Source organism: Prauserella cavernicola (assembly GCF_016595675.1).
Taxonomy (GTDB): Bacteria; Actinomycetota; Actinomycetes; order Mycobacteriales; family Pseudonocardiaceae; genus Prauserella_A; species Prauserella_A cavernicola.
Map to the genome: position 1 here is coordinate 278,552 of NZ_JAENJH010000009.1, position 24,156 is coordinate 302,707.

The window sequence follows — 24,156 nt, forward strand, 5'->3', positions numbered from 1 at the left end:
GATCTCGGACCGCCACCGCTAGAGTTCAATAGTCCAGTAGACGAACTAATTGCCCGCGAGGTGGACATGGAACGCGACGCGCCGGTGCGCCCGGTCCAGCAGCACCGGCACAACCTCGCCCTGGTCGCGCGGCTTGCGGCCCGGCTGGGCCCGGTGTCGCGCGCGCGGCTCGCGCACGAGAGCGGGCTGACGAAGTCGACCGTCACGCAGCTGACGGGCGAGCTGCTCGACGGCGGACTGCTGCGCGAGATCGGCACCGGCCGCTCGGGCGGCCCCGGCAGGCCCGCCAACCAGCTGGTGCTGAACTCGCTCGGTCCGGCGGGCATCGGCCTGCAGATCGAGGCCGACCACGTCGCCGGGTGCCTGCTCGATCTCACCGGGCGCGTGCGCGATCGCGCACTCCGCAAGGCCGACGACCTCACCGGTGACCCGCAGCGGGCCGTCAAGGCCGCCGAGCCGGTGCTGCGGCGGCTGCTCAACACAGCCAACAGCACCGACAACGTCGTCGTGGGCGTGGCGGTGGGACTGCCCGCCAGGGTGCGCGACGCCACCGTGGTCCACGCCGACGGACTCGGCTGGGCGGACACCAACTTCCCGTGGCTGCTCGGCGATCGGCTGAGCGCGCTCGGCGCCGGCGGCATTCCGGTCACCGTGGCGAACAGCCACCAGCTCGCCGCCCGCGCGGAGCACTGGTTCGGTGGCGACGAGGCCGAGGTGCTCGTCCACGTGGGCGGTGAGGACGGACTCGGCGCCGGGATCGTCATCGCGGGCGAGGTGCACGCCGGAGCGCGTGGGGCCGCGGGCGAGCTCGGCCACGTCCGGATCCCCGGCGCCGACGACCCGTGCACGTGTGGACAGCGCGGCTGCCTGGACACCGTGGCGGGACGGCGGGCACTGCTGCGAGCCGCCGGACTCGACGAGGTCGTGCGGTCCAGGCTCACGGGCGGCGACGGCGAGCTGCCCGCGCTGGTGGGCTCGGGGGAGGCCGTGGCGGTCGCGGCGGTTCGCCGGGCGGCCACGGCGCTCGGCACCGTCCTCGGTGGGCTGGTGCCCGCACTCGATCCCGATGTCCTCGTGCTCGGCGGGCACCTTCCCGCACTGGGCAGTGACTTCCTCGACGCCGTGGACCTGTCGCTGCGGCAGCGTTGCCCCGGCGCGGCCGTGCGGGTGCGAGCCTCGCGCCTGCCCGCGGACGTCGTGGCCCGTGCCGCGGCCACCACGGTCACCAGTGCGCTGATCGAGGCTCCTGCAGACTGGCTCGCGGAGTGATCGGTGCCAGGATGGGGCCGTGACCGCAACTTATGTGCTCATCCACGGTTCGAACAGCAACTCGTTCGGCTGGGCGCCGCTGCAGCGTGAGCTGGCCCTGCTCGGACACCGCTCGCTCGCCGTCGACCTGCCCGGCCACGGGTTCGGCGCGGCCTGCTCCCCGGCGTACCAGGCGCCCCAGGACCTCGCCGCGTTCGCGGAGTCACCGTCGGCCTCGGCAGGCGTGACGCTCGCCGACTGCGTGGAGCACGTCGCCGGGATCGTGCGGCGAGCGCGCGAGCACGGTCCGGTGATCGCGGTCGCGCACAGCAGGGGAGGAGCCACGCTCACCGCACTCGGCAACGCCATCCCCGACCTGCTCTCCCGCATCGTCTACGTCTCCGCGTGGTGTCCGGTGGAGCTGCCCCTCGGCGGCTACCTCACCACGCCGGAGTTCGCGACCAGCGCCCTGGCGGACCCGCCGGACGTCCTCGTCGGCGATCCCGCCGCGCTCGGCACCATCCGGATGAACTGGCGCACCGCCGATCCGTTGGCGCTGGCCGCGCTCAAGCACGCGACGCTGGCCGACGGCACGGACGCGGAGTTCCTCGCCTTCCTCGGTACGCTCGAGCCCGACGAGAACCTCGACGCGGGCGGTGAGAACGACCGGGCGCGGGCCGGCACCTGGGGCCGCGTCCCGCGCACCTACGTCCGGCTCACCGAGGACACCTCGATGCCGATCGCCCTGCAGGACCGGTTCATCGAGGAGGCCGACTCGCTGACGCCGGACAACCCGTTCGACGTGCGCTCGCTGCCGATGAGCCACGCGATGTTCCTGGTCCGGCCCGCCGAGGGCGCCGCGGTGCTCGCCGAGCTGGCGGACGAGGTCTGACGTGGACACCGCGCCCACGACGATCTTCACCGCGGCGACCGTGCACGCCCAGGCGGCCGCGCCGGTCGAGGCGTTCGCCGTGACCGGCGAGCGGGTTCTCGCCACCGGAGGGCTGGCCGAACTGCGCGAGGCGTTCCCGCGCGCCCGGGTGTGCGACTTCGGTGACAGCACGATCGTGCCCGGGTTCAACGACGCCCACATCCACATCGGACTCACAGCGGAGGATCTGCTGCACCTGGACCTCTCGCACGCTGCGGTGTCCACTGTGGATGATCTGCTGTCGGTGGTGCGCGCCGAGGCCCTGCGTGCGGGAGCGGGGGACTGGGTGCGCGGGGCTCGCTACGACGACGTGAAGACAGGCGCCGTCACGCGGCGTCAGTTGGACGCGGTGGCGGGCAACGTGCCCGTGATCATCAGCCACGTCGCCGCGCACTGGGGAGTCGCGAACAGTGCCGCGCTCGCCGCACTGGGCTACCACGACGACAGCCAACCGCCGCCCGGCGGCGACTTCGGCCGCGACGCGGACGGCAGGCTCGATGGCAGGCTGATCGAACGCGCGCTGCTGGACGTGCTGCTCCCGGCCACCGGCAGGGGCGAGTCGCCGATCCGGCCCAGCACCGAGGACGAGCGCCTCACCGGCGTGCGCAGAGCTGTCGAACGCTGGCACGGCGCGGGGCTGACGTCCATCTGCGACGCGCTCGCCTCGCCAGCGGACATCGCACTGCTGCGGCGAGCCCGGCGCACCGGCGACCTGACGCTGCGCACCGGGTTCCTGCTCGCCATCGACCACTACGACCGGGCGCGCGAGCTCGGCGTCGGCAGCGGCTTCGGCGACGACCACCTGCGGATGGTGGGCGTCAAGGGATTCGTCGACGGCGCGATCGGCGGGCGCACGTGCCTGCTCTCGGAGCCGTTCACCGGCACAGATGACCACGGCCTGCAGATCACCGGCACCGCCGACTTGGCCGAACAGGTGGCGCGCGTGCACGCTGACGGCAACCGGATGGGCGTGCACGCCAACGGCGACGCGGCGATCCGGGTGCTGCTGGACGTCTACGAATCCGTTGCCGGTAACGGTCAAGGGCTCCGGCACCGCATCGAGCACTGCTCACTCGTGGACGACGAGATCCTGCGCCGCATGAAGGCGCTCGACGTGATCGCGGTGCCGTTCGCGGGCTACCCGGCCTACCACGGCGGGGCGCTGGAATCCTGGTACGGCGCCGAGCGAACGGGCCGGATGTTCGCTCATCGGTCTTTTGTGGACCACGGGATCACCGTCGCCGGATCGTCGGACTACCCGTGCGGCCCGTACGAGCCGCTGGTCGGCCTGCAGAGCATGGTCACCAGGCGCGGGATCGACGACGGTGCTCTGGTAGGGGGCCGCCAGTGCATCAGCGCGGCCGAAGCGCTCGAGATCTACACCATCGGATCGGCCGCGGCCAGCGGTGACGAGCACCGGTTGGGCAGGCTGGCTCCCGGATTCCTCGCCGACTTCGCGGTGCTGGACCGCGACCCGTTGGTCGTCGAGCCGGACACGATCGCGGAGACCGCGGTGCGCCACACCTATGTCGGCGGGAGCCGCGTGTGGACGGCTCCCAGCTGAGACCTATGTGGTCAGGTCGGGGGCGAACTGGGCCAGTGAGACCTTCCGCGCCTCGTCGATCTGGTCCGGCGTCGCGGTACCGGAGGACTCGGTGGCCTTCGCCCACGCGCTCACCGAGTGCTGCGAGAACCGTTGCGTGTCCTGGGAGTTCTCCCACTCGGCCACGTCGCCGATCTCCTCGCCGCGCACGTACTTGTCCAGACCGAGCAGGCTGACGTCCCAGCCGGGTCCGACGTAGAGCGAGCCCGCGCCGCTTCCCGCGAGCTCGATCGGCACCGTGTGCTCGAGCTCCACCACCGTGTCGCCGTTCTCGTCCGAGGCCAGGCGCAGTGCCACGATGCTGTCCTCGGAGCCCCAGGTGAGCTCGAGCAGCTCGGGGCGCTCGCACCGCAGGATCTCGCCGTCGGCGTTGCCCTCGACCTCGAAGCGGCCGCCTTCCTTCAGCTCGCCCGTGACGGGTGCGAACCAGCGGGGCAACCGGTCCGGGTCGGTCAGCGCGTCCCAGACGTCGTCGATCTCGGCGGAGTAGCGCCTGCGCAGCAGCACGCCGACCGACTCGCCCTGCTCGTCATCCGCCTGTCTCTTCTTGACCTCGCGATACACGGTCTTGAGCTGGGTCGCGATATCGATCATGGGTTGTCCGTACCCTTCCTGCGGCGCTCGCGTTTGCCTCGTGCGAGCTCGGTGGCCAGTGCGTCGAGGTGCTGGTTCCAGAAGCGACGGAAGCGGTCCAGCCATAGGTCTACCTCCCGTAGCCCCGCCGTGTCCACGGAGTACAGCCGTCGGGTGCCTTCAGCGCGGGCCGTCGCGAAGCCGTTGTCCCGCAGTACCCGCAGGTGCTGGGAGACCGCGGGCTGGGAGATCCCGAACTCCTCCTGGATGGTCGCTGTGATCGCGCCCGACGTGAGCTCGCCGTCGGCGAGCAGTTCCAGGATGCGGCGTCTGACCGGATCCCCCAGAACGTCGAACGCGTGCACGAGCCCATCCTGACAGTGAGGACTTATATAAGTCAAGGCTGAAATAAAGTCAGCCGGGGGGCCAGGTCATCGCCCTTCCGCCCAGCACGTGGCAGTGCGCGTGGAACACCGTCTGCTGGCCGTCAGTGCCGGTGTTGAACACGAGCCGGTAGCCGGAGCCCGCCACGTCGTCGAGCTTGGCGACCTCGCCCGCCACGGCCAGCACCTCACCGGCCAGTGCGGGGTCCGCGCCCGCCATCGCTGCCGCGTCGGCGTAGTGCTCCTTGGGGATCACGAGCACGTGCGTCGGTGCCTTCGGATCGATGTCCCTGAACGCCAGCACGGTGTCGGTCTCGTGGACCACGGTGGCCGGCAGTATCCCCGCGACGATGCGGCAGAACAGGCACTCGGTGCTCATCGTTCTCACTGTAAGCCAGCGAGCCAGCCGGTGCGGGAGTCGTGATCACGATCCCAGTAAGGCGGGGGCGGCGGCGCCCGCGAGCCGGTGCTGTGCGGGGCGGCGTCTGGTGCGCGCAGGTCAGGAGGCGAGGGGGAGGCCGGGCGCCAGGTGTGAGCGAGTGGGGCCGCGACCAGCGCATTTCCGGATCATGCTTGCGGCCGTGCGGCTATTGCCGATGGTCGCCGATTCGGCGGGCGAGGTTCATTTCGCCGGGCACTGAACCCACTCGCGACGGGGTTCCGGTCGCCACCGTTGCCCCGTCGCGGTGAGATGATCGTTTCAGTTGCGTCGGTGATAGGCCTCGGTGACCTCGGACGGAATGCGGCCACGCTCGGAAATGTCGTAACCGTTCTTCCGTGCCCAGGCGCGAATGGCCTGATTCTGTTCGCGATCGGCCGACGACGAACGGCCCACGGCGGTGCCATTGCCGCGCTTGCCCGGGGTGCGCTTGCGCCCACCCGCGCGCCGCGCGTGGTCGACGTACTGAGCCAGCGCATCGCGCAGCTCCTCCGCATTCTCCGCGGACAAGTCGATCTCATAACTGACGCCGTCCAGGCCGAACTCGATGGTCTCGTCGGCCTCGGAACCGTCGAGATCGTCCACGAGGGAGACAAGAACCTGCTGCGCCACCGTTCCTCCTGTTTCGTCTGGACAATGCAAATGTGAATTGCCTTCTCGGCCGGAAGTGTACCGGATACCGGCTGAGAAGGAACACGTTACCGAATACCGTGTTCCCCGGTCCGCACTAACCCCCGGATAGCAGAAACGGGGTCGGCTGCGTGACAGATGGGCAAATGTTGTTACGCGTTGTCCGTCCGTGCCGGGTAATCGTCACCGGTGCCCGAGTCGGGGCCGATCTCGACCCACTCCGTCGCCGCCCGGGAAACGCACGGCATGAGATAACGGCTCCGCTGCTCGTCGTCGAGCACCAGATCCCGGTGCTCGGCGGCTCCGGCGAACAACCGCACCCGGCAGGTGCCGCACGTGCCGCTCTCGCACGAGCTGGGCACGTCGATCGCGGCCTCCCGCAGCGCGTCGAGCAGGGTCCTGTCCGCCGGGACCTCGACGGTCCGCCCGGTCGGCCGCCACGTCGCGCGAAACGGCGAGGCCGTGCCATCGGTGCCGGATACGCCCGTGAAGTCCTCGACGTGCACCCGGCTCGGCCGCCAGTGCATCGTCAGGGCCCGCACGTCGGCCAGCAGCGCTTCCGGCCCGCAGCAGTAGATGCGCGTGTCGTCGCGGGGCTCGGCCAGAAACGGCCACAGATCCAGCCGTCCCGCGCCGCTGTGGTGCAGCACAACCGCGTCGTCGTCCACAGTGAACTCGTCGAGGAACGCCGTCTGCTCCGGTGATCGGGTCAGATACACCAGCCGCACCTCGGAACCGTGCCGGCGCAGCTGCCGGAACATCGCCCTGATCGGCGTGATTCCGATTCCGCCCGCGATCAGCAGGTAGCGCGGCGAGGGCACCAGTTCGAAACTGTTGGACGGCGCCGACACCAGCAGCTCGTCGCCCACCGCCGTGTCGTCGAGCAGGCTGACCGAGCCGCCGCGCCCGGAGTCCTCTCTCGCCACCGCGATCACGTAGCGGTCGCGCTCGGCGGGCTCGCCGGTGAGCGAGTAGCTGCGCGTCGGCCCGCCCGGAGTGTGCACCGTCAGGTGGGCGCCGACCGTGAACGTCGGCAGCGGCGCTCCGTCCACGGCACGCAGCTCGAACCGGCAGATCGAGGGCGTGAGCAGGTCCTTGGCCGTGATCCGCACGCGAAACGCCGGCGTGCTCACGACGCGTCCCCGTAGGAGATGACGTCGCCGGGCCGGATGGTGCCGCCGTTGACGACCTCGGCGTAGAAGCCCAGCTCGGCGTGCCCGTACTGGTCGACGAGGTGACGGGGCACGGGGATGTCGCGCACCGCCGCGATCGGGTCGACCTCGGTGGCCGCGCAGCGCTTGGTGTTGAGCACGGCGCGAAGCCGCAGGTCACCGATGCGCAGCTCCTGTCCGACCAGATCGAGCTCGCTGAACGGCGGCAGGCCCTCGAAGTAGACGTTCGCCCGGAAGCGCAACGGGTCCACCGGCACCCCGATGCGGTCCTCCAGGTCGCGCACCGAGTCCAGGTTGATCAGCGAGATCGCGTTCATCATCGCGTCGGAGACCACCGAGACGTCGGTGAACCTCCTGCCCGCTGCGCTGGCCAGCAGCGGTGCGCTCCCGGCAGGGCGATCGAGCACGCGCGCGAAGAACGCGGTGACCTCGGCGGCGCCGTCCGCGCTGGACACGTCGGCCTCGAGTACCTCGTGCCCGCGCACCGCCACCCGCAGCACCGAGGTGCCGGGGTCGAACGTCGTGGTGAGCCCCGCCAGCCGAGCGTCCCTGGCGAGCATGAAGAACTGGTCCTTCGGCAGCGGGCTCGTCTGACCGGGCACGTAGCGGCCCTCGGGCCGCGCCAGCGCGAGCTCGCGGTCGTGCGGCACACCGCGGCCCGCCTCGAGCGTCACCGACTCCAGTGGCTGCGCGCTCAGCCCCTTGATCGGATACACGTACAGCTGTCGGATCTGTCCGGTCATCGCAGTGCTCTCGCTTTCCTCGCAGCAAGAACCGTATCCGCTAGATCCGATCTAGCGACCCGCCCCTCCCGGTCTCGCGCCTTGGTGGTGAGAGCACGAGGAGGCCTGATGACCGCACGCGATCCCGCGACCGCACTGCGTGTCGCCGTGCTCGTCGGCAGCACCCGCAAGGGCAGGGTCGGCGACACCGTGGCGGACTGGTTCGCCGGTCTCGCCTGCAGACGGGAGGACCTCGACGTCACCGTCGTCGACCTCGCCGATTTCGACCTGCCCGCGCGGCTTCCCGCGGAGCCGACCGGCGAGATGGCGAGGCTCGCGGCGCTGATCGGGGAGTCCGACGCGTTCGTCGTCGTGACGCCCGAGTACAACCGCAGCTTCCCCGCCTCGCTCAAGCAGGCCATCGACATCGCCTACGACGAGTGGCACGGCAAGCCCGCCGGGTTCGTGTCCTACGGCTGCCGGTCCTCCGGCCTGCACGCGGTCGAGGCGCTGCGGTGCGTCTTCATCGAGCTCCACGTCGTCACCATGCGCGACACGGTGAGCTTCGACCTCTTCGACGACGGTGTCGACGACTCCGGCAGGCCCGCCGACGACGACGAGCTCGGCCGCACCGTCACCGCGATGCTCGACCAGCTCGTCTGGTGGGGCACGGCGTTGCGCGCCGCTCGCGCCGAGCGGCCCTACGTCACCTGACTTCGAGAAAGGAAAGTTGATGAGCAACAACAGGGGAGAACTGGCGATCCAGGCGTCAGGGCTGATCAAGACCTTCGGCAAGACGAAGGCGGTGCGCGGCATCGACCTGGAGGTGCCAGCCGGGACCGTCTACGGGGTGCTCGGGCCCAACGGCGCGGGCAAGACCACCGCGGTCAGGATGCTCGCGACGCTGCTGCGTCCCGACGGCGGCGAGGCGACCGTGTTCGGCCACGACGTCGTCCGCGAGGCCGACGCGGTGCGCAGCAGGGTCAGCCTCACCGGGCAGTACGCCTCCATCGACGAGGACCTCACCGGCACCGAGAACCTGATGCTGCTGGCCAGGCTGCTCGGTCACCGCAAGCCGGGGGCACGCACACGGGCGGCCGAGCTGCTGGAGGCCTTCGGGCTCACCGAGGCCGCCGACCGGCAGGTGAAGAACTACTCGGGTGGTATGCGCAGGCGCATCGACATCGCCGCGAGCATCATCAAGACGCCCGACCTGCTGTTCCTCGACGAGCCCACGACGGGTCTCGATCCGCGCAGCCGCAACCAGGTGTGGGACATCGTGCGGATCATCGTCGGCCAGGGCACGACCGTGCTGCTGACCACGCAGTACCTCGACGAGGCCGACCAGCTGGCCTCGCGCATCGCCGTGATCGACCGGGGCCGTGTCATCGCGGACGGCACCCCCGGCGAGCTGAAGTCGTCGGTCGGCTCCGGCTCGGTCCACGTCCGGCTGCGCGACGCCGCGCAGCGGTCCGAGGCACAGCAGGTGCTCGTGCGCACGCTCGGCACCGACGTGTCGCTCCAGCCGGAACCGGTGGCCCTCACCGCGCGCATCTCCGGCGAGGACTCCGGCCGCGCGGCGGCCGAACAGGCGTCGCGCGCGCTGGCCGAGCTCGCCGCCGCGGGCATCACCGTGGACGACTTCTCGCTCGGCCAGCCCAGCTTGGACGAGGTCTTCCTCGCACTCACCGACCACTCCGCCAGCGATTCCGAAGAGGAGGTGGCGGCATGACGACCGCGACCCCGGAGAAGGAGACCGCGCCGTCGGTCGCCTACGTTCCCACCGCCGAGAGCCTCGGCGCCGTGCTCGCCTCGGGCGAGCAGCCACCCCGGCCGAGCGCCTGGTCGGCGTCGGTGACGTTCGGCTGGCGCGCGATGCTCAAGATCAAGCACGTGCCCGACCAGCTCTTCGACGTCACCGCGTTCCCGGTGATGATGACGCTGATGTTCACCTACCTCTTCGGCGGCGCGATCGCCGGATCGACAGGGGAGTACCTGCAGTTCCTGCTGCCGGGAATCCTGGTGATGAGCATCGCCATGATCACGATGTACACCGGCGTCGGCGTCAACACCGACATCGAGAAGGGCGTCTTCGACCGGTTCCGCACCCTGCCGATCTGGCGACCGTCCGCTTTGGTCGGTGCGTTGCTCGGCGACGTGTGCCGCTACCTGATCGGCTCGACGGTGATCCTGCTGCTGGGCCTCGTTCTCGGATTCCGTCCCGAGGGCGGCTTCACCGGCGTCGTGCTCGGCGTGGCATTGCTCATCGTGTTCTCGTTCGCGTTCTCGTGGATCTGGACCATGTTCGGCCTATTCCTCAAGAGCGAGAAGTCGGTGATGGGCGTGAGCATGCTCGTGCTCTTCCCGATGACGTTTCTGTCCAACGTGTTCGTCAACCCGGAGACCATGCCAGGCTGGCTGCAGGCCTTTGTGGACGTCAACCCGATCGCGCACCTGGTGGCGGCGGTGCGTTCGCTGATGGCGGGCACGCCGGACGGTGGCGAGATCCTGTGGACGCTCGTCTCCGGTGGCGTGATCCTCGCGATCTTCGGCACGCTGACGATGCGCCTCTACAACCGCAAGTGACGCGACCGGGATCTCCTGGCGGTGCCTAGAGCCGCCAGGAGATCCCGGCCGGTTCGTAGCGGCAGCTGGCTCCGGTGGAGACGGTGTCCCGCAGGTGGTTCGCGAGCCGGGGGTGCCTGTCGTCGAGCTTGCGCAGCGTGTCGCGAATGCGCGCCGTCACCGCCTTGCGGGCGCGCTCGGCCTCGTCGCCGAGCCTGCGGGTGCGGCCGCCGAGCCCGGCTGCCGAGCGCAGTTCGGTCAGCAGAGCGGCGCGTTCGCGGTCGAACTCCGCGGCCGCGGCGTCGTCGCCCCTGGCGGCCGCGTCGTCGATCCGCTCGTCGAGCACCGCCAGGCGCTGCCGGTAGCGGGCCTTGGCCTCGTCGTCGAGCACGTCGTCGCCGCCGAGTCTGGCCGCGGCCACGACCTCCTCGCCGCCGTCGGGGCTGAGCAGTCGCACCGAGGCCACGTCGGTGCCGGGCCTGCTGAGCAGGTGGTGCAGGTCCCGCAGCCCCTTGGTGTCCGGCAGATGCACGCTGTGGCCCTCGAATCCCAGCGACCACACGCCGCCCGCGAACCGGAACTCGGCCTCCGGTGCTTCCTCCACTGTGGACTCCGGTCGCGTCCGACTGATCCCGAGCTCCGCGAACTCCCGCTCGAGCTCGGTTCGCACCGCGGCGGCCTCGTCCGCGTCGCCGGGTGCGTCGCGACCGAGCAACGCCTCGGCGAGTCCCTGCTTCGCCTCCAGCACCCACGGCCGCGCCCGCATCAGCTCGGCCGAGCGCATCGCCTCGCCGAATCCCGCGATCGCCTCGTCCCAGCGCTGCTGCGCGGCGTCGAGCGCGGCGAGCCAGTAGTCCACCGGCCCGCTGAGGTCGAAGCCCCACATCGACACCAGGTACTGGCCGGAGAACGGAGTCAGCGCCGCCCGCGCGCGCTCACCGAGCTCAGGATCCTTGGTCACGACGGCGGTCTGGGCCTGGATCCGCAACCACAGCGGCGTGTAGCTGCGCGACTCGTCCACATCGCCGATGCCCTCGTCGAGCACACACAGCGCGGGCCCCGCGTCGCCGGCCCGCAGCGCGGTGACGGCCGCGATCCATGGAGCATGGGAGTACTGGGCCGGAGTCAGGGTTCGGTGCAGCTCGGCCAGTTGCTCGTACTCGCCCTTGAGATAGAGCAACTGCCAGCGCATGTGGTGGATCATCGGGTAGATGTGGGCCTCGTCGTCGAGGTCCCGGCCCTTGGTCGCCTGTTCCGCGTACGCCTCGGCCTCGGTGAAGCGGCCCGTGAACGCCGCGATGAGGCTCTGGTCGACCAGCGAGCCGACCGCCATGCGTTTGTCCCCGGTCCTGGCGGCCAGCGCGGTGAAGTGCTCGAGCTGGTCGAGATAGCCGGGGTCGCCGAGTTCCAGCAGCGCCACCCAGCGCAGCGAGGTGCCGAACAGCTCGGTACCCGTGTCGCCGGTGCGCCGGGCGATGGCGACGAGCTCGTCGGTGAGCGCCAGGCGCTGTTTGGCCGTGCCGATGCCCCAGAGGGTGTCGTGCTGGGTCCACAGGCTGAATCCGAGCGCCTCGTCGTCGCCGCCGTGCCGGGCCTCGCGCTCGAGCCGGATGGTGAGCTCGATGGCCAGCTGTCGCGAGGAGCGCTCGGTCTCCTGTTCGTCGCCGAACAGCGCGTGGTGTGCCTCGAACAGGAACGCGGCTGCCTGGGAGCGGCCTGATCCGTGGTGCGAGTGGTAGGCGGACAGCGCCACTCGCGCGAGCAGGATGGGATCGTCCTGGGCTCTGACGTAGGACATCGCGTCGTCCAGGAGTCTGCGCGCGCTCTCGACGTCGCCGTCGTGGTCGAGCTGCTGGAAGAGCTCGTACGCGAGCACCGTCCACAGCCCCGGCTCGGCGTCGCCGGCGAGTTCGAGGCCACGCCGGTAGTGCCCGCAGGCCTCCTCCGAGGCGAGCCTGCTGGACGCGTACCTGCCCGCGGCGAGCAGCAGCCGCACCGCGTGTGCGCGCTCCACCTCGTCGCCGGCCAGGTAGGCGTGGCGGGCGAGGTCGGTGGGAAAGACGCGCTCGGCGAGCGCGGGGGAGCGGTCGAGCGCGCGCACCACCGCGGCGTGCCTGCCCCGCAGGTCGGCCTCGTCCAGCGTCTCGTAGAGCGTCTCGCGCAGCAGGTCGTGGGCGAAGGCGAACGACCCCGCGCCCCGCGCGAGCACCAGCCGGGCCGCTGTCGCGCGTTCGAGCAGGCGGTCGACCTGCGCCACCGGAGCCGAGACGGTGGCGGCGAGCACCTGGCGGTGGAACTCCCCGCCGAGCACCGACGCGCTCGTGAGCAGCTGCGTGACGGGCTCGGGCAGCAGCGACAGCCTGCGGCGCACCGCGTCCCGCACGCCGGGAGCGATCGCGGTCACCGTGCCGCCCCCGTGCCACAGGCGCGCGGTCTGCTCGACGAAGAACGGGTTGCCGCCGGTGCGGCGGTGCACCTCGGCCACCACGTCCGCATCGGGCTCGTCCCCGACCGTGCGGGCGATGAGGGCGCCGACCTCGGCGGCCTCCAGCCCGGTGAGCGTCAGCGTGGTGGCCCTGCCCAGCAGCGACAGGATCAACGGGGCCAGCGCGTGGTCGGCGGTCTCGACCTCGACGTCGCGATAGGTCCCCACCAGCAGCACCCGCTCGAACCAGGTGTGCTGCGCGGCGAACTCCAGCAGCTTCAGCGAGGCCGGATCGGCCCAGTGCAGGTCGTCGAGCACCACCACGACGGGCCGCGTCTGCGAGATCGTGACGAGCGCGCTGGTGACGGCGTCGTAGAGCTGGAACGCGTCGGCCTGCTCGGTGCGAGTCGTCTCGCCCAGCAGGATCCCGAGCCCGTCGCCGGTCGCCCGCTGGATGTCGGCCCACTCCTGCTCCGTCGCGCCCCGGCGCAGCCCGCGCACGACCTGGACCCACGGCCAGTAACCCGGCGCGTTGTCGGAGTCCCAGCACGACCCCCCGAGCACCAGCGCGCCGTCCCGGCGGGCGTCGTCGGCGGCGCTGGTGACGAGTGTGGTCTTGCCGATCCCGGCCTCGCCGGTGACCAGCACGAGGCCGCCGTGGCTCTCGGCGGCCCTGGCGACCTCGGCACGCAGCTGCCCGGTGGGGTGCTCACGGCCGATGAGCACGCCGGGTGGGTTGTCGCTTCGCATGGCGATTCCGACCCTAGCGAGCGGTGGCCCGAAATGTCGGGCGATTTGCCGGTGTCAGCTGGTGCGGAAGAACCGGTCCAGCACGCGGGTCCCGAACTTCAGCGCATCCACGGGCACCCGCTCGTCGACGCCGTGGAAGAGCGCCGAGAAGTCGAGGTCGGCGGGCAGCTGCAACGGAGCGAAGCCGAAGTTGCGGATGCCGAGGCGCTGGAACGACTTGGCGTCCGTGCCGCCGGAGAGCATGTACGGCAGCGTGCGAGCGCCGGGGTCCTCGGCCAGCACCGCGGCGGACATGGCGTCCACCAGTGCGCCGTCGAACGTCGTCTCGACGGGCGGCAGCTCCATCCACTCGCGCTCGATGTCGGGCCCGAGCAGTTCGGCGAGCTCCTTGTCGAAGGCCTCGATGCGGCCGGGCAGAATCCGGCAGTCGACCGCGGCCTCGGCGGTGGAGGGGATGACGTTGGACTTGTAGCCGGCCGTGAGCATCGTGGGGTTGGCCGTGTCGCGCAGCGTCGCGCCGATCATGCGCGAGATGTTGCCGAGCTTGGCGACGGAGCCCTCGAGGTCGTCCTCCGGGAAGTCCCAGCCGGTGATCTCGGTGACCCCGGCGAGGAACTCCCTGACCGAGTCGGTGAGCACGATCGGGAACTGGTGGTTGCCCAGCTTGGCGACGGCTTCGGAGAGCTTGGTGACGGCGTTGTCGCGGTGGATCATCGAGCCGTGCCCCGCGGTGCCGCGCACGCGCAGCTTCATCCAGCGGATGCCCTTCTCGGCGGTCTCGATCAGGTACGCGCGCACGTTGTCACGCAGCGTGATGGAGAAGCCGCCGACCTCGCTGATGGCCTCCGTGGCGCCCTCGAACAGCTCGGGCCGGTGGTCGACCAGCCACTGCGCGCCGAACTTGCCGCCTGCCTCCTCGTCGGCGAGGAAGGCGAAGATGAGGTCGCGCGGCGGAACGATGCCGTGGCGCTTGTAGTGCCGGGCCAGCGCGAGCGTCATGCCGACCATGTCCTTCATGTCGACAGCGCCGCGTCCCCACACGTAGCCGTCCTCGATGGCCCCGGAGAAGGGGTGCACGGACCACTCGGAGGGATCGGCGGGCACGACGTCGAGGTGGCCGTGGACGAGCAGCGCGCCGCGACTGCGATCGGCACCGGCGAGCCGGGCGATCACGTTGTGCCGGTCCTTGCCGCCGGACTCGACGTACTCGATGTCGTAGCCGACCTCGGTGAGCTTCTCGGCGACGAACTCGGCGGCGGCGCGCTCGCCGACCAACGTGGTGGGATCGCCGGTGTTGGTGGTGTCGATGCGGAGGAGCTCGCTGGTCAGCGTGACGGCCTCGTCCGCGGCAGCGTCGATCAGGCTGGGTTCGGTCACCCGACATTCCTATCATTGGTGCAGGTGAGACTGCTGGGACGGCGACATGTGCCCCCCGGTGTGAAGGCGGGGATGCGTGGGCTACTCTATTCCCCAGCAAGTCCGAGTGGCGGAATGGCAGACGCGCTAGCTTGAGGTGCTAGTGCCCTTAACGGGCGTGGGGGTTCAAGTCCCCCCTCGGACACAAACCGTAACCCCACATGTGCGCGTCGAGTGTGATCTCGGCGCGCACTTCGTGTTTTCCGGGCCGGTAGGTCAGGGCCAAGCCTAGCTTGCGGTAGACGTCGGCTTTGTCGTCGGGGTTGGCCTGGTCGATGACGGTTCTGAGGTCACGCAGTTGCTGGATCAGGGTGTCGACGTCGTTGGCGGCCAGGCGTTGTGGTGGATGTGTGGTCTTGGTGGTGGCGACGGCGTGGGCGCGGCGGGCTTGGATTTCGGTGATCCATTGGGTGACCAGGGTGGGGTCGGTTCCGGCTTCGAGTGCTGTGCGGTAGTGGGTCAGTTTGGCGTCGCATTCACGGATGGTGTGTTCGGCGGCGAGGCGGTCGGGGTCTGTGGCGGGGTCGGGTTGTGACTCGGCGAGTGCGGTGAGTGTGTCGCGTAGGCGGTGTGGTGCGAACAGGGTGACGAGCCAGTTGTCGAGTGTGGGCAGGATGTCGCGTTCGGCGAGGTAGACGTTGCGGGGGTGGATGACTTTGTTGGCGAGTCCGTATTCGGTGGGGAATCGGCAGCGGTAGTAGGGCTGCTCGCGGGTGTACTGGCCTTGCATCCGGCGTTGGCAAAGACCGCAGAGCAGAAGCCCACGTAGCGCGTAGGTGCGCTTGACACGGTGCCGGTTGCGGGTGTTGCGTCCTTTTCCGTGGGCGGCCAGCAGGGTTTGCGCTCGGGCGAAGGTGTCGGCGTCGACGAGGGGTTCGTGGACCGGGTCGGTCGAGGAGATCCAGGCGTCCTTGTTGTTCCAGACCAGTTTGGTCGTCGACGCCACGACCGGGCAAACCCGGCTGGTCACCATCAGCTTTCCCTAACGAAGAGGAACTCATGAAGCTCTACGACATCGTCGAACTGACCGTCGATCGACCAGAAGATGATCTAACGGCCGGGATGGCCGGCACCATCGTCGACGAACACCCCTCAGGCCAGAACCCACCTGAAGCCTACGAAGTCGAGTTCGTCGACAACAACGGAAAAACCATCGCCCTCATCGTTCTGCGCCCCGACCAGATACGTCCAGTCGCCAGCTGAACTCGCCGCCCAGCTCCGCCCTCGTGTCAACGGCTTTCTCTCCGATCGTGTCATGGTTATGGCCGCGGCGGGCCTGTCGCACAGGCGGTTGGTCGATGGGTACGTGTTCGTTGACCGGCCAGATGCGGCGTGACCGTGACTAAGGGACTTCTACGGCCGGGGATCCGGCGATAATGTGTCGACCGCGCAGTCGCCGAACGTTGGAGGAGCCGTCATGGCCGAGGGTACGGTCCTCTGGTTCAACTCGGAGATAGGGGAAGGCGCGATCCAACCTGATGGTTGGATCTCCCCCTCGATGCCGAGTCACCGCCGCACCTGGTGGCGCAGACGCCGGAGCTCGTCCGAGTCGTCCGTTGAACCGGTGGAGATCTATGTGCACTACTCCCAGATCCAGATGAGGGGCTACAAGGAACTCAACGCCGGCCAGCGCGTGTCCTTCGCGATCGAGCGTCGTCCGAACGGAAGCCTCGTGGCGACCACGGTAACTCCGCTCGGACCGTGGATCGATCCACTGTGATGGCCATGGGCGAGACATGAGCGAGAGCGCAACCATAGGAGAGGCCACCTATTCGGGCGGACACCCTCATAGGCGGCTTCTCGTCGTACGATTCGTGGCCAGATGACTCCCCGGCGAATCGCCGCACCTTTCCGTGTCCTGCCAGTGACTGGTGTCGTGTGGGCCGTGGTCGATGGCCCGCGTCGCCCATGGCTTCGATGATCGAAGGATGTCCCGGGTTCGATGGGGCTACCCCGGTCGCGGAGAGTCCCGCAACGTAGACGAAGGACTCGGTGAGCCCCGCTGTGGCGGAGTGGGTGAAATGTCGTCGGTGCCTTCGAACACACGGCGTTCGCAGTCCGTCAACGAGGTTGGGCAGTAAGGACCACCTGATGCCTCCCCCGGGTGGTTCGCGCGAACGCCAAGAAATACCGCGACTCCGAGGCGTTGACCGAGACCTGCGACGGTGCGGTACCCGACACCGTGCTTGCGCTGCAGAGCGGCGCTTGGACAACCCTGCCTTGGCGTTGCGTCGGATCGCGGCGTACAGGTCGACGCGTGAGGTGAGTGCATCGCGAGCCATGATGCTCAGACCCAACTCAATGGCAGATCAGTTCGTTCGTTGGCGGACATCCGTCCCGTGCTGGGCGAACGCCTTGAAGTCCTCCATTTGCTGCCGCGACTGCTTGCGGAAAGAGCCAGGCATCACAAGCCCCACCAGCCGCATCAGCAATCCGTCGAACCGGAACTCGCTCCCACAGCGTGGTGTCCGGACCGGCTCCGATGAGCCGGTCGCGCGGCGCCTGCCACATGCCCTCGCCGACGATCTCGCGGTCGTCGTGCACGACGACCGAACTGGGATGGCGTGCAGGTCTTCAGGTTTCAGCCGCGTGATCGTCTCGGTGGCCCTCATCCTCTGCTTCCCCATTTGAAACACGACTCGCGAGGTGGTGCCGAGCTCGCCGTGCACCCCGTTCGCCGGCTCGTGCAGCACCAAGCCCCGCAGCCACCTCGGCAAGTGCGCCGGGTCGGCGAGTATCTGGAGCACCTTCTCCCACGGCAGGGCGATCTCGATCGAGGTGGTGTACTTCATCAAGCGCTCCCTCCGGGGGCGTAGAACGCGGTGGTGGCCTTGACGGCGGCCGCCACGTGATCTGGATCGCCACCGGCGGCCAGGTGAGCTTCGCCCCATGCCGCAGCGCTGCGCCGCGCGAACTCGCGCCCCGTGGGCGAGGTCTGGAACTTCTCGTGATCGAGGGTCTGGCCGTCGGCCAGGAACCGGGCCAGGGTGAGGAGATGCAGGTCCCAGCCCACACCGCCGGCACCGGGGCCGTAGGTCGGGAACATGGGTTCCCCGACGGCCGCTGCATGGACCAGTTCAAGCTCGGTGTCCCCGGCAGGACCCGGGGACAGCCGCACCTCGACCTCGCTCGTACCCGGCCACTCGTCGGCGTCCGGCCCGAAGAGCCAGGACACCCGCAGCAGCCGCGGCGGGTCACACCGGAGGATCTCCCCGTGCTCACCGCCGTCCAGCTCGAACGACCCGCCCAGCCGAAGGTCCCCGGTGACCGATTTCAACCAACGGCCGAGCCGCTCAGGGTCGGTGATGGCGCTCCACACGTCGTCGACCGGCGCGTCGTAGCGCCGCCGCAACTCCATCGTGTACGCGTCGCCGGCAGGCAAGGCCGCTGTTCCCATCGTCCGACGCGCAGCAGCCAGTTCGTCCAGTACGTCCTTCATATCCTGTTCCTTACATTGGCGGATGGGCCTCGCCGACGCCGGTGCCGTGTCGGGCTGGCAAGCCCGGGACCGGGATGCAGTCCTGCCTCGGGCCAACACGAACTAAAATCCTACCATTCCTGACTTATATAAGCCAGAAATGGTATTTCCGATGGTCTGATCGTCTTTCTGTCGCAAGAAGAATGATCAACCAAGGGGCTTCATCCATGATCAACTGGGGTCGCCCCCACACGCGGTGATCAAGCACATGAGCAAGTTGGCTGGGGAGGCGGCGCCGCGGCTGCAGCCGGGACCCGCACGGCGATCGCGATCGGCGCGATCGCCGCGGGCATCCCAGCCAATTTGGAGCGGCTCGGCAGCCATCCGAAGTGGACGGTAGGTGCGAGTCCGGGTCGGGTGATGCGCACCCCGATCCCGCTTCGAGACGAGTGCCGGCGTCACCGCGCGGCACAGTAGTGGTTTGACCATTTGGTGCGGCAAGAGTTTGTGATCTGTCTCGCAGTCGCGTTGACGCCGACGCGGCGTCGCAGTGTGACGTGGTTGGCCTGGCCCCGGCGAAAGGATCCGATGTGATTGACCCAGCTGAGCGTATCCGGCTCACCGACACCGACTACGCCCGCGCGGAACAGATGCTTGCACCGTACCGGGCCCGGCTGATGCCCCAGGCCGCGGTGGTACCGCAATGGTCCGACAACGGTGCGCGGTTCTGGTACCGGTCTGGGGCACATCACGTCCTGGTCGACCCGGCGGCGGGCACCCGGCGCGACGCGTTCGACCACGAGCGGCTCGCCGCAGCGCTGTCCCGAGCGTCCGGGCGGGCAGTGGTGGCCGACGACCTGCCGCTCACCTCGGTGGAGTTCGAGGTTGCTGACCGGCACCCGCAGGTGATCCGCTTCTCGGCGTTCGACGCGCGATGGGAGTGGTCTGATCACACCGGCACCTGCACGCGGGTCGAGAACGGCCCCTCAGTGGGGCCGGGAGAGATCGCGTCACCGGATCGGGCGTGGGTGGCGTTCCAACGGGACGGCAACGTGTGGGTGCGCAGCCGGGACGGCCGGCAGGAGTTCGCGCTCACCGGCGACGCCGAGCCGCACTGGGACTACGGCGGGCTGCCCGAGGCGGCCACGAAGGTGAAACTGCCCCTGCTGGGGATCGATTCAATCCTCGTGGCGGCGTGGTCGCCGGACTCCACCCGCCTGATCACACATCGGATCGACCAGCGCGGGCTGCCCGAGCAGGTCCTGGTGGAAGCCGCGCCGAAGGAAGGCGGACGGCCGCTGGCGCACCGCGTGCGGTACCCGATGCCCGGCGACGAGGCGCAGGCGACGATGACGTGGCACGTTCTCGACGTCCGTACCGGGCAGAACGTCACCGCCTCCGGCGAGCCAGAGGTCCTGGTGTCTCCCTACACCCTCGACAGGCGGTGGTGGTCGGGAGACAAGGGGGACAGCATCCATGTCCTGCACCAGTCACGGGACGGGCGCACCCTCGAACTGCGCCGTCTCGACCCCAGCTCCGGTGCGATGACGACGGTGATCGCCGAGACCGGCCGGACACGGGTGGATCCCTCGCCGTATCTGCACGCCCCGCCCGTGGTGCGAATCCTGGACTCGGGGGAGATCCTATGGTGGTCCCAGCGCGACGGCTGGGGCCACCTCTACCTCTACTCAGCCAGCGGCGAACTACTCAGGCAAGTCACGGGCGGACAGTGGCTGGTCCGCCGGGTCCTACGAGTCGACGAGGACCGCCGCCGGGTGTGGTTCCTGGCCTGCGGACTGAACGAGGACCCATATGTCCGTCAAATTTGCCGGGTGGACCTCGACGGCGGTGGATTCGCGCGGATCACCGACGACGACCTGGATCACGACGCGGTCGGCCCACCCAGTGGCGACTACCTAGTCGACCGCGCCTCGACCGTCGCCCTCCCGCCCCGCACCAGAGTGCTCGGCGACGACGGCCAAGTGCTGGTCGAACTCGAGGCTCCCGACGCGACCGCGCTGGAGGAGGTCGGCTGGAGCCCGCCCGAACGGTTCAGGGCGATCGCCGCCGACGGGGGCACTCCGATCTACGGACTGCTGTGGCGCCCGCACGGCTTCGACCCTGCGCGTCGCTACCCCGTCATCGACCACACCTACCCCGGGCCCAACATCCACCGAGTCTCACCGGCGTTCGGAGACCTGTTCACCGGAGAGCCCGAGGCGCTGGCCGCGCTCGGGTTCGCGGTCGTCGCGCTCGACGGCCGGGGCACCCCCGTGCGCAGCAAGGAATTCCTTGACCACTCCTACGGAGACCTGGGCATGGCCGCAGCACTGGACGACCACATAGCCGCGATCCGCCAACTCGGGCGGCGCCACACCTGGCTCGATACCGAACGGGTCGGGATCACCGGCCATTCCGGCGGCGGGTTCTTTACGGCCCGAGCCCTTTTGTCCCACCCCGAGTTCTACTCGGTGGGTGTAGCGCAGGCCGGCGCCCATGACTTCTCGATCTACCTACCGTTCTGGGTCGAGCAGAACCACGGAGAGATCACTGAGGATAACCGTCAAGCGCTGGTTAACACGGTGTCCGCCGGCAACCTGCGTGGCAAGCTCCTGCTGATCGACGGCGAACTCGACGACAACGTGCTGCCCCACCAGAGCCTGCGCCTTGTCGATTCGCTCATTGACGCCGATGCCGACGTCGACATGCTCCTCATACCCGGCGTCGAGCACACTTTCCACGGCCGATTCCACTACGTCACACGTCGCACCTGGGACTACTTGGTGCGCCACCTGCACGGGACCGAACCGCCGACATATCGCCTAGCGCCCTTCCCCACGATGCCCGACTGGGCCGTTCACCCCTCCGGCTGAACCTGGGGCTTGTGTCCAGGAGCCGAACCCAGCGGCGGTCTTCGCGGTCACGGGTGGCGAGTGGATCGGTGTCTGTCACGACGAGCCCGACCGCGTCGCTGCGGATCTCGGCGACCATGACTCCGGTGGCGTTGAACGGGCCGCGGGTGAGAGCGACGTCGACCGATCCACGGTCGACGCCCGCGGCGGGGTCGGTGAGGTCGCTTTCGACGATGCGGATCTCGACGCCGGTGATCCGCTCGGGCTTCGGCACGGGTTTCGTCGCGAACCGGGGTTTCGGCGACGAGAACTGGAACCGGGCCAGCAATGGGAACACTGCTGAAACGTGCGGGCGAGCAACGCTGTCCGCACCGCGATCGCCGGGTCCTTGAACGGCATGAGCGTTCTCCTACGAGACCAGTGCTGGATAGTCGGTGTAGCCGTGGTGGTCGCCGCCGTAGAAGGTGGCCTTGTCCGGGTTGTTGAACGGTCCGTCCTCGGCAAGGGGGCGCGGCAAATCAGGGTTGGCGAGAAACATCGCATCGAAGGCGATCATGTCCGCGGTGCCGTCCTCGATGAGGCTGAGGGAGTCCTTGCCGGTCGGTTCGGGGTGTGTGAACGGGTTGAGGACGAACACGCCCGGCCAGTCCTTGCGCAACCGCTTCGTCAGGTCGTGGTCGGGGCCCTCCCACAGGTGCAGGTAGCGAGGTGTAGGTCCGCTCCACGTCGGACGGATCGGTCTCGGCGATGTCGTTGAGTGGGTTTCCAGGCGAGATTCGGAAACCGGTGCGGTGACCGCCGATCGCCTCGACAACCGCCGTGGTGACCTCCACGCCGAGTCGGATCCGGCTGGCCACCGAGCCGCCCCAGCCGTCGGTGCGCAGGTTGGCGTTGGGGGCGAGGAACTGGTGGATCAGATAGCCGTTGGCTCCGTGGAGCTCCGCGCCGTCGAAGCCGGCGGCGATCGCGTTGCGCGCCGCGTCGGCGAAGTCGGTGATCGTTTGGGCGATCTCGGCCTCGGTGAGCTCCTTCGGCGTGACGAAGGCCTTCATGCCGTCGTGTGTGAACACCTGGCCCTGCGCTGCGACGGCGGAAGGGCCAACGGGCAGCAGGCCGTCGGGCAGCAGGCTGGGGTGGCCGATCCGGCCGGTGTGCATCAGCTGCGCGAAGATCGTGCCGCCCTCGGCGTGCACGGCGTCGGTGACCTTGCGCCACGCGGCGATCTGCTCGTCCGAGTGCAGGCCCGGAGTGTCCGGATAGCCCTGGCCGATCACCGAGGGCTGGGTGCCTTCGGTGACGATCAGCCCGACCGAGGCACGCTGGGCGTAGGAGCAGGCCGCCGCGCTGCCGATGGCGGCCGAGACGGCGTGGCGCGCGCTCGACGACCTCGGCGTCCAGCCGGGTGAGCTGCTGCTCGTCCACGGCGCGGGCACCACCGTGGGTGAGGCGGCGGTGCGCTTCGCGCTGCACCGGGGTATTCGGGTGATCGCCACCGCCGGGCCGACTCGGGCCGGCGCCCTGGAAGAGATCGGCGCCCAAGTGACCGCCTACGGCGAGGGCATGGCCGAACGCGTCAGCACACTGACCCCAGGTCCCGTGGACCGCGCCCTGGACACCGCGCCGACCGGGGGCCGGATCGACCGCGCCGACCAGCCCAGCCCGGCCGGCGGCTCACTGCCGACCTTGATCGAGCTGACCGGGGATCCCGACCGTGTCCTCACCGTCTCGGACTTCGCCGCCGCAGCCGAACTGGGCGTCCGGATCACCACCGAGATCCGCTACGACCAGATGAATGAGTTCGCCAGGCTCGCCGGCGAAGGCATCCTGGTCGTACCGGTCGCCCGCACCTACACCCTCGACCAGATCCAGGAAGCGGCCAAGCTCAGCCAGTCCCGCCGCCCCGGCGGCAAGCTCATGCTCGTCCTGTGATCGCCCTGCCAGCCTGACAAAGCGAGACCACCTCGACGAGGAGTGGGGCCAGTACAAGGTGTCGCGTACCCGCGACGGCCGGTACCCGGTCGGGCCGAGCTGGGCGAGTTCACCTTCGACGTCGACAGCCATGGCGCCGAAAAATTTGATGTTCTCGCTGTGCGCCGGGGAGACGTGGGCCAGGACCTCGTCGTCGATGCGGCCCCCGGCCGCGCGCATCGACTCCCCGAGGTGCAACGTCCGGTGACTGCTGCGGATGCAGCCAGCCTGGTGGATTGGTCGGTGGCGTTGAATTTGATGATTGTCCCACCGACAACTTGGTCGAACTACCCGAAATTTTACAAGCTCAGCTGGCTGACCACGCGATTGGTAGTTCGGCGGCTGGGGCATGAAAGTGCACCACCTCGCCGATGGCAGCGGCCGCCCGCCAGGAGCGTACGTCGGTCTCGGCCATGCCGCAGGTTCCGTAGCGGCGGCCGCTAGCCTTTGACTCAGTTGGTTACCACGGTCGCAACGACATCGAACGTCCCTTCAACCTGCTCAAGCGATGGCGCGGCCGGGCAACCGCTATGACACTCTCGCCATCGTCTACAGCTCTGCCGTGCATCGCTAGGGTTGGCAAGAAGGCGTGGAACGAAACTGAATCAAAACCGACCGTTCGGATACCGTACGGCCAGGTCGATAAGTGTGCTCCCCGCAGGCGCCGGGGGTGACCCTCACGGTTGGCTGGGACGTAGGTAGGCACGGAGTGCTCTCCGCAACCGTAGACAGATGCGCGGATGATTCTGGTCTCCGTTTGGGCTCCGTTGCTTGAAGAGTGCCCGATATGCCGCGACACTCCTCGGCATAGTGATTGATAAAAATACTGGCGTGGCCTGCATAAATGAACCCTGGTTGGCATACGCCTGCCGCTTTCTCTTAATCAGCGGGTTCGGGGGTTCGAGTCCCTGATGGCGCACAGTAACCCCAGGTTCTGGCCGAACCGGACACCGATTTTCGCGCCTACGTCGCGTCGCTGCACGCGAGCGGCGCCGCCGCGCTGCTCGTCGAGCTCGGCCGGCATGTGTCGGAGCTGCCGGAAGGACTGGTGCAGGCCGCTC

General features: G+C 69.1%; 23 protein-coding genes and 1 tRNA gene. 11 read left to right on the forward strand and 13 right to left on the reverse strand.

From position 1 onward, the window contains the following. The first annotated feature begins 66 nt into the window (after window positions 1–66). From JHE00_RS28520 to JHE00_RS28530, 3 genes are read left to right on the forward strand one after another with little or no spacing between them, the layout of a single operon-like run. Window positions 67–1,269, forward strand: coding sequence for an ROK family protein (locus tag JHE00_RS28520; protein ID WP_200323984.1), 1,203 nt, complete (start codon window positions 67–69; stop codon window positions 1,267–1,269). A gap of 19 nt (window positions 1,270–1,288) precedes the next feature. Then, entirely contained in the window at window positions 1,289–2,140 is an 852-nt protein-coding gene (locus JHE00_RS28525; protein ID WP_200323986.1) for an alpha/beta hydrolase, read from the forward strand. A 1-nt stretch (window position 2,141) separates the two neighbouring features. Then, on the forward strand, window positions 2,142–3,743 hold the full coding sequence (locus tag JHE00_RS28530) for an amidohydrolase (RefSeq protein ID WP_200323988.1): 1,602 nt from the start codon (window positions 2,142–2,144) through the stop codon (window positions 3,741–3,743). A gap of 3 nt (window positions 3,744–3,746) precedes the next feature. Here the strand turns inward: JHE00_RS28530 and JHE00_RS28535 are convergent, their stop codons facing one another. The 6 genes from JHE00_RS28535 to JHE00_RS28560 form a co-directional block, all read right to left on the reverse strand. Beyond that, on the reverse strand, window positions 3,747–4,376 hold the full coding sequence (locus tag JHE00_RS28535) for an SRPBCC family protein (protein WP_200323990.1): 630 nt from the start codon (window positions 4,374–4,376) through the stop codon (window positions 3,747–3,749). Then, window positions 4,373–4,720 carry an ArsR/SmtB family transcription factor gene (locus JHE00_RS28540; protein WP_200323992.1) on the reverse strand — a complete coding sequence of 116 codons (348 nt, stop codon included), beginning with the start codon at window positions 4,718–4,720 and terminating at the stop codon, window positions 4,373–4,375. The genes JHE00_RS28535 and JHE00_RS28540 overlap by 4 nt, the downstream gene beginning before the upstream one ends. A 49-nt stretch (window positions 4,721–4,769) precedes the next feature. Continuing rightward, window positions 4,770–5,117: a histidine triad nucleotide-binding protein gene (locus JHE00_RS28545; protein WP_200323994.1), complete on the reverse strand. Its 348-nt coding sequence runs from the start codon at window positions 5,115–5,117 to the stop codon at window positions 4,770–4,772. Window positions 5,118–5,438: 321 nt separating this feature from the next. Beyond that, a complete protein-coding gene (locus JHE00_RS28550) occupies window positions 5,439–5,789 on the reverse strand; it encodes a histone-like nucleoid-structuring protein Lsr2 (RefSeq protein WP_200323996.1) in 351 nt (116 codons plus the stop codon). A gap of 170 nt (window positions 5,790–5,959) precedes the next feature. Continuing rightward, window positions 5,960–6,940: a PDR/VanB family oxidoreductase gene (locus JHE00_RS35975; protein WP_200323998.1), complete on the reverse strand. Its 981-nt coding sequence runs from the start codon at window positions 6,938–6,940 to the stop codon at window positions 5,960–5,962. Further along, the gene (locus JHE00_RS28560; protein ID WP_200324000.1) at window positions 6,937–7,722 is read right to left on the reverse strand and encodes an MOSC domain-containing protein; all 786 of its coding nucleotides are present in this window, start codon (window positions 7,720–7,722) and stop codon (window positions 6,937–6,939) included. Before JHE00_RS28560 ends, JHE00_RS35975 begins: the two co-directional genes overlap by 4 nt. 108 nt (window positions 7,723–7,830) lie before the next feature. Here JHE00_RS28560 and JHE00_RS28565 point away from each other — a divergent pair, with 108 nt between their 5' ends. Genes JHE00_RS28565 through JHE00_RS28575 form a run of 3 tightly spaced genes read left to right on the forward strand, consistent with a single transcriptional unit; the run spans window position 7,831 to window position 10,287 of the window. Further along, window positions 7,831–8,415 carry an NADPH-dependent FMN reductase gene (locus JHE00_RS28565; RefSeq protein ID WP_200324002.1) on the forward strand — a complete coding sequence of 195 codons (585 nt, stop codon included), beginning with the start codon at window positions 7,831–7,833 and terminating at the stop codon, window positions 8,413–8,415. 19 nt (window positions 8,416–8,434) lie between these two features. Further along, a complete protein-coding gene (locus JHE00_RS28570; RefSeq protein ID WP_200324010.1) occupies window positions 8,435–9,433 on the forward strand; it encodes an ATP-binding cassette domain-containing protein in 999 nt (332 codons plus the stop codon). Next, window positions 9,430–10,287, forward strand: coding sequence for an ABC transporter permease (locus JHE00_RS28575; RefSeq protein WP_200324012.1), 858 nt, complete (start codon window positions 9,430–9,432; stop codon window positions 10,285–10,287). The genes JHE00_RS28570 and JHE00_RS28575 overlap by 4 nt, the downstream gene beginning before the upstream one ends. 25 nt (window positions 10,288–10,312) lie before the next feature. Here JHE00_RS28575 and JHE00_RS28580 read toward each other — a convergent pair whose 3' ends face one another. Together JHE00_RS28580 and JHE00_RS28585 are read right to left on the reverse strand one after the other, a co-directional pair. After that, window positions 10,313–13,441, reverse strand: coding sequence for an ATP-binding protein (locus tag JHE00_RS28580; protein ID WP_200324014.1), 3,129 nt, complete (start codon window positions 13,439–13,441; stop codon window positions 10,313–10,315). A 54-nt stretch (window positions 13,442–13,495) separates the two neighbouring features. Then, window positions 13,496–14,818: a M20/M25/M40 family metallo-hydrolase gene (locus JHE00_RS28585; RefSeq protein WP_200324016.1), complete on the reverse strand. Its 1,323-nt coding sequence runs from the start codon at window positions 14,816–14,818 to the stop codon at window positions 13,496–13,498. A gap of 100 nt (window positions 14,819–14,918) precedes the next feature. Between JHE00_RS28585 and JHE00_RS28590 the strand changes: the two genes are divergently transcribed. Then, a tRNA-Leu gene (locus JHE00_RS28590) sits at window positions 14,919–15,002 on the forward strand. Here the strand turns inward: JHE00_RS28590 and JHE00_RS28595 are convergent. After that, on the reverse strand, window positions 14,967–15,830 hold the full coding sequence (locus tag JHE00_RS28595; RefSeq protein ID WP_200324018.1) for a recombinase zinc beta ribbon domain-containing protein: 864 nt from the start codon (window positions 15,828–15,830) through the stop codon (window positions 14,967–14,969). The genes JHE00_RS28590 and JHE00_RS28595 overlap by 36 nt on opposite strands. Before the next feature lie 26 nt (window positions 15,831–15,856). Here JHE00_RS28595 and JHE00_RS28600 point away from each other — a divergent pair, with 26 nt between their 5' ends. Then, entirely contained in the window at window positions 15,857–16,060 is a 204-nt protein-coding gene (locus tag JHE00_RS28600; RefSeq protein WP_200324020.1) for a DUF4926 domain-containing protein, read from the forward strand. 214 nt (window positions 16,061–16,274) lie between these two features. Further along, window positions 16,275–16,577 (forward strand): cold-shock protein, encoded by a 303-nt coding sequence (locus JHE00_RS28605; protein ID WP_200324022.1) that lies wholly within the window; start codon window positions 16,275–16,277, stop codon window positions 16,575–16,577. A 589-nt stretch (window positions 16,578–17,166) separates the two neighbouring features. Here the strand turns inward: JHE00_RS28605 and JHE00_RS28610 are convergent. Together JHE00_RS28610 and JHE00_RS28615 are read right to left on the reverse strand one after the other, a co-directional pair. Beyond that, window positions 17,167–17,649 (reverse strand): SRPBCC family protein, encoded by a 483-nt coding sequence (locus tag JHE00_RS28610; RefSeq protein WP_200324024.1) that lies wholly within the window; start codon window positions 17,647–17,649, stop codon window positions 17,167–17,169. Then, entirely contained in the window at window positions 17,649–18,296 is a 648-nt protein-coding gene (locus tag JHE00_RS28615) for an SRPBCC family protein (RefSeq protein ID WP_230425070.1), read from the reverse strand. The genes JHE00_RS28610 and JHE00_RS28615 overlap by 1 nt, the downstream gene beginning before the upstream one ends. A gap of 569 nt (window positions 18,297–18,865) precedes the next feature. Between JHE00_RS28615 and JHE00_RS28620 the strand changes: the two genes are divergently transcribed. Next, window positions 18,866–21,148 carry a S9 family peptidase gene (locus JHE00_RS28620; RefSeq protein WP_307832159.1) on the forward strand — a complete coding sequence of 761 codons (2,283 nt, stop codon included), beginning with the start codon at window positions 18,866–18,868 and terminating at the stop codon, window positions 21,146–21,148. A 388-nt stretch (window positions 21,149–21,536) separates the two neighbouring features. Here JHE00_RS28620 and JHE00_RS35325 read toward each other — a convergent pair whose 3' ends face one another. Continuing rightward, complete coding sequence (locus JHE00_RS35325; protein WP_230425071.1) at window positions 21,537–21,683, reverse strand: hypothetical protein; 147 nt, start codon at window positions 21,681–21,683, stop codon at window positions 21,537–21,539. Continuing rightward, window positions 21,646–22,401, reverse strand: coding sequence for an oxidoreductase (locus tag JHE00_RS28630; protein ID WP_307832160.1), 756 nt, complete (start codon window positions 22,399–22,401; stop codon window positions 21,646–21,648). The genes JHE00_RS35325 and JHE00_RS28630 overlap by 38 nt, the downstream gene beginning before the upstream one ends. A gap of 76 nt (window positions 22,402–22,477) precedes the next feature. On the opposite strand from JHE00_RS28630, the gene JHE00_RS28635 reads away from it, so the two are divergent. Beyond that, window positions 22,478–23,056 (forward strand): zinc-binding dehydrogenase, encoded by a 579-nt coding sequence (locus tag JHE00_RS28635; protein WP_230425072.1) that lies wholly within the window; start codon window positions 22,478–22,480, stop codon window positions 23,054–23,056. Window positions 23,057–24,156 lie beyond the last annotated feature (1,100 nt).

Coding starts and splice junctions, on each gene's coding strand:
- JHE00_RS28545 (WP_200323994.1), bottom strand. CDS start 5,117: ATGAGCACCGAGTGCCTGTTCTGCCGCATCGTCGCGGGGATACTGCCG.
- JHE00_RS28610 (WP_200324024.1), bottom strand. CDS start 17,649: ATGAAGTACACCACCTCGATCGAGATCGCCCTGCCGTGGGAGAAGGTG.
- JHE00_RS28605 (WP_200324022.1), top strand. CDS start 16,275: ATGGCCGAGGGTACGGTCCTCTGGTTCAACTCGGAGATAGGGGAAGGC.
- JHE00_RS28615 (WP_230425070.1), bottom strand. CDS start 18,296: ATGAAGGACGTACTGGACGAACTGGCTGCTGCGCGTCGGACGATGGGA.
- JHE00_RS28570 (WP_200324010.1), top strand. CDS start 8,435: ATGAGCAACAACAGGGGAGAACTGGCGATCCAGGCGTCAGGGCTGATC.
- JHE00_RS28565 (WP_200324002.1), top strand. CDS start 7,831: ATGACCGCACGCGATCCCGCGACCGCACTGCGTGTCGCCGTGCTCGTC.
- JHE00_RS28535 (WP_200323990.1), bottom strand. CDS start 4,376: ATGATCGATATCGCGACCCAGCTCAAGACCGTGTATCGCGAGGTCAAG.
- JHE00_RS28635 (WP_230425072.1), top strand. CDS start 22,478: ATGGCGGCCGAGACGGCGTGGCGCGCGCTCGACGACCTCGGCGTCCAG.
- JHE00_RS28595 (WP_200324018.1), bottom strand. CDS start 15,830: ATGGTGACCAGCCGGGTTTGCCCGGTCGTGGCGTCGACGACCAAACTG.
- JHE00_RS28560 (WP_200324000.1), bottom strand. CDS start 7,722: ATGACCGGACAGATCCGACAGCTGTACGTGTATCCGATCAAGGGGCTG.
- JHE00_RS28520 (WP_200323984.1), top strand. CDS start 67: ATGGAACGCGACGCGCCGGTGCGCCCGGTCCAGCAGCACCGGCACAAC.
- JHE00_RS28575 (WP_200324012.1), top strand. CDS start 9,430: ATGACGACCGCGACCCCGGAGAAGGAGACCGCGCCGTCGGTCGCCTAC.
- JHE00_RS28600 (WP_200324020.1), top strand. CDS start 15,857: ATGAAGCTCTACGACATCGTCGAACTGACCGTCGATCGACCAGAAGAT.
- JHE00_RS35325 (WP_230425071.1), bottom strand. CDS start 21,683: ATGATCGCCTTCGATGCGATGTTTCTCGCCAACCCTGATTTGCCGCGC.
- JHE00_RS28580 (WP_200324014.1), bottom strand. CDS start 13,441: ATGCGAAGCGACAACCCACCCGGCGTGCTCATCGGCCGTGAGCACCCC.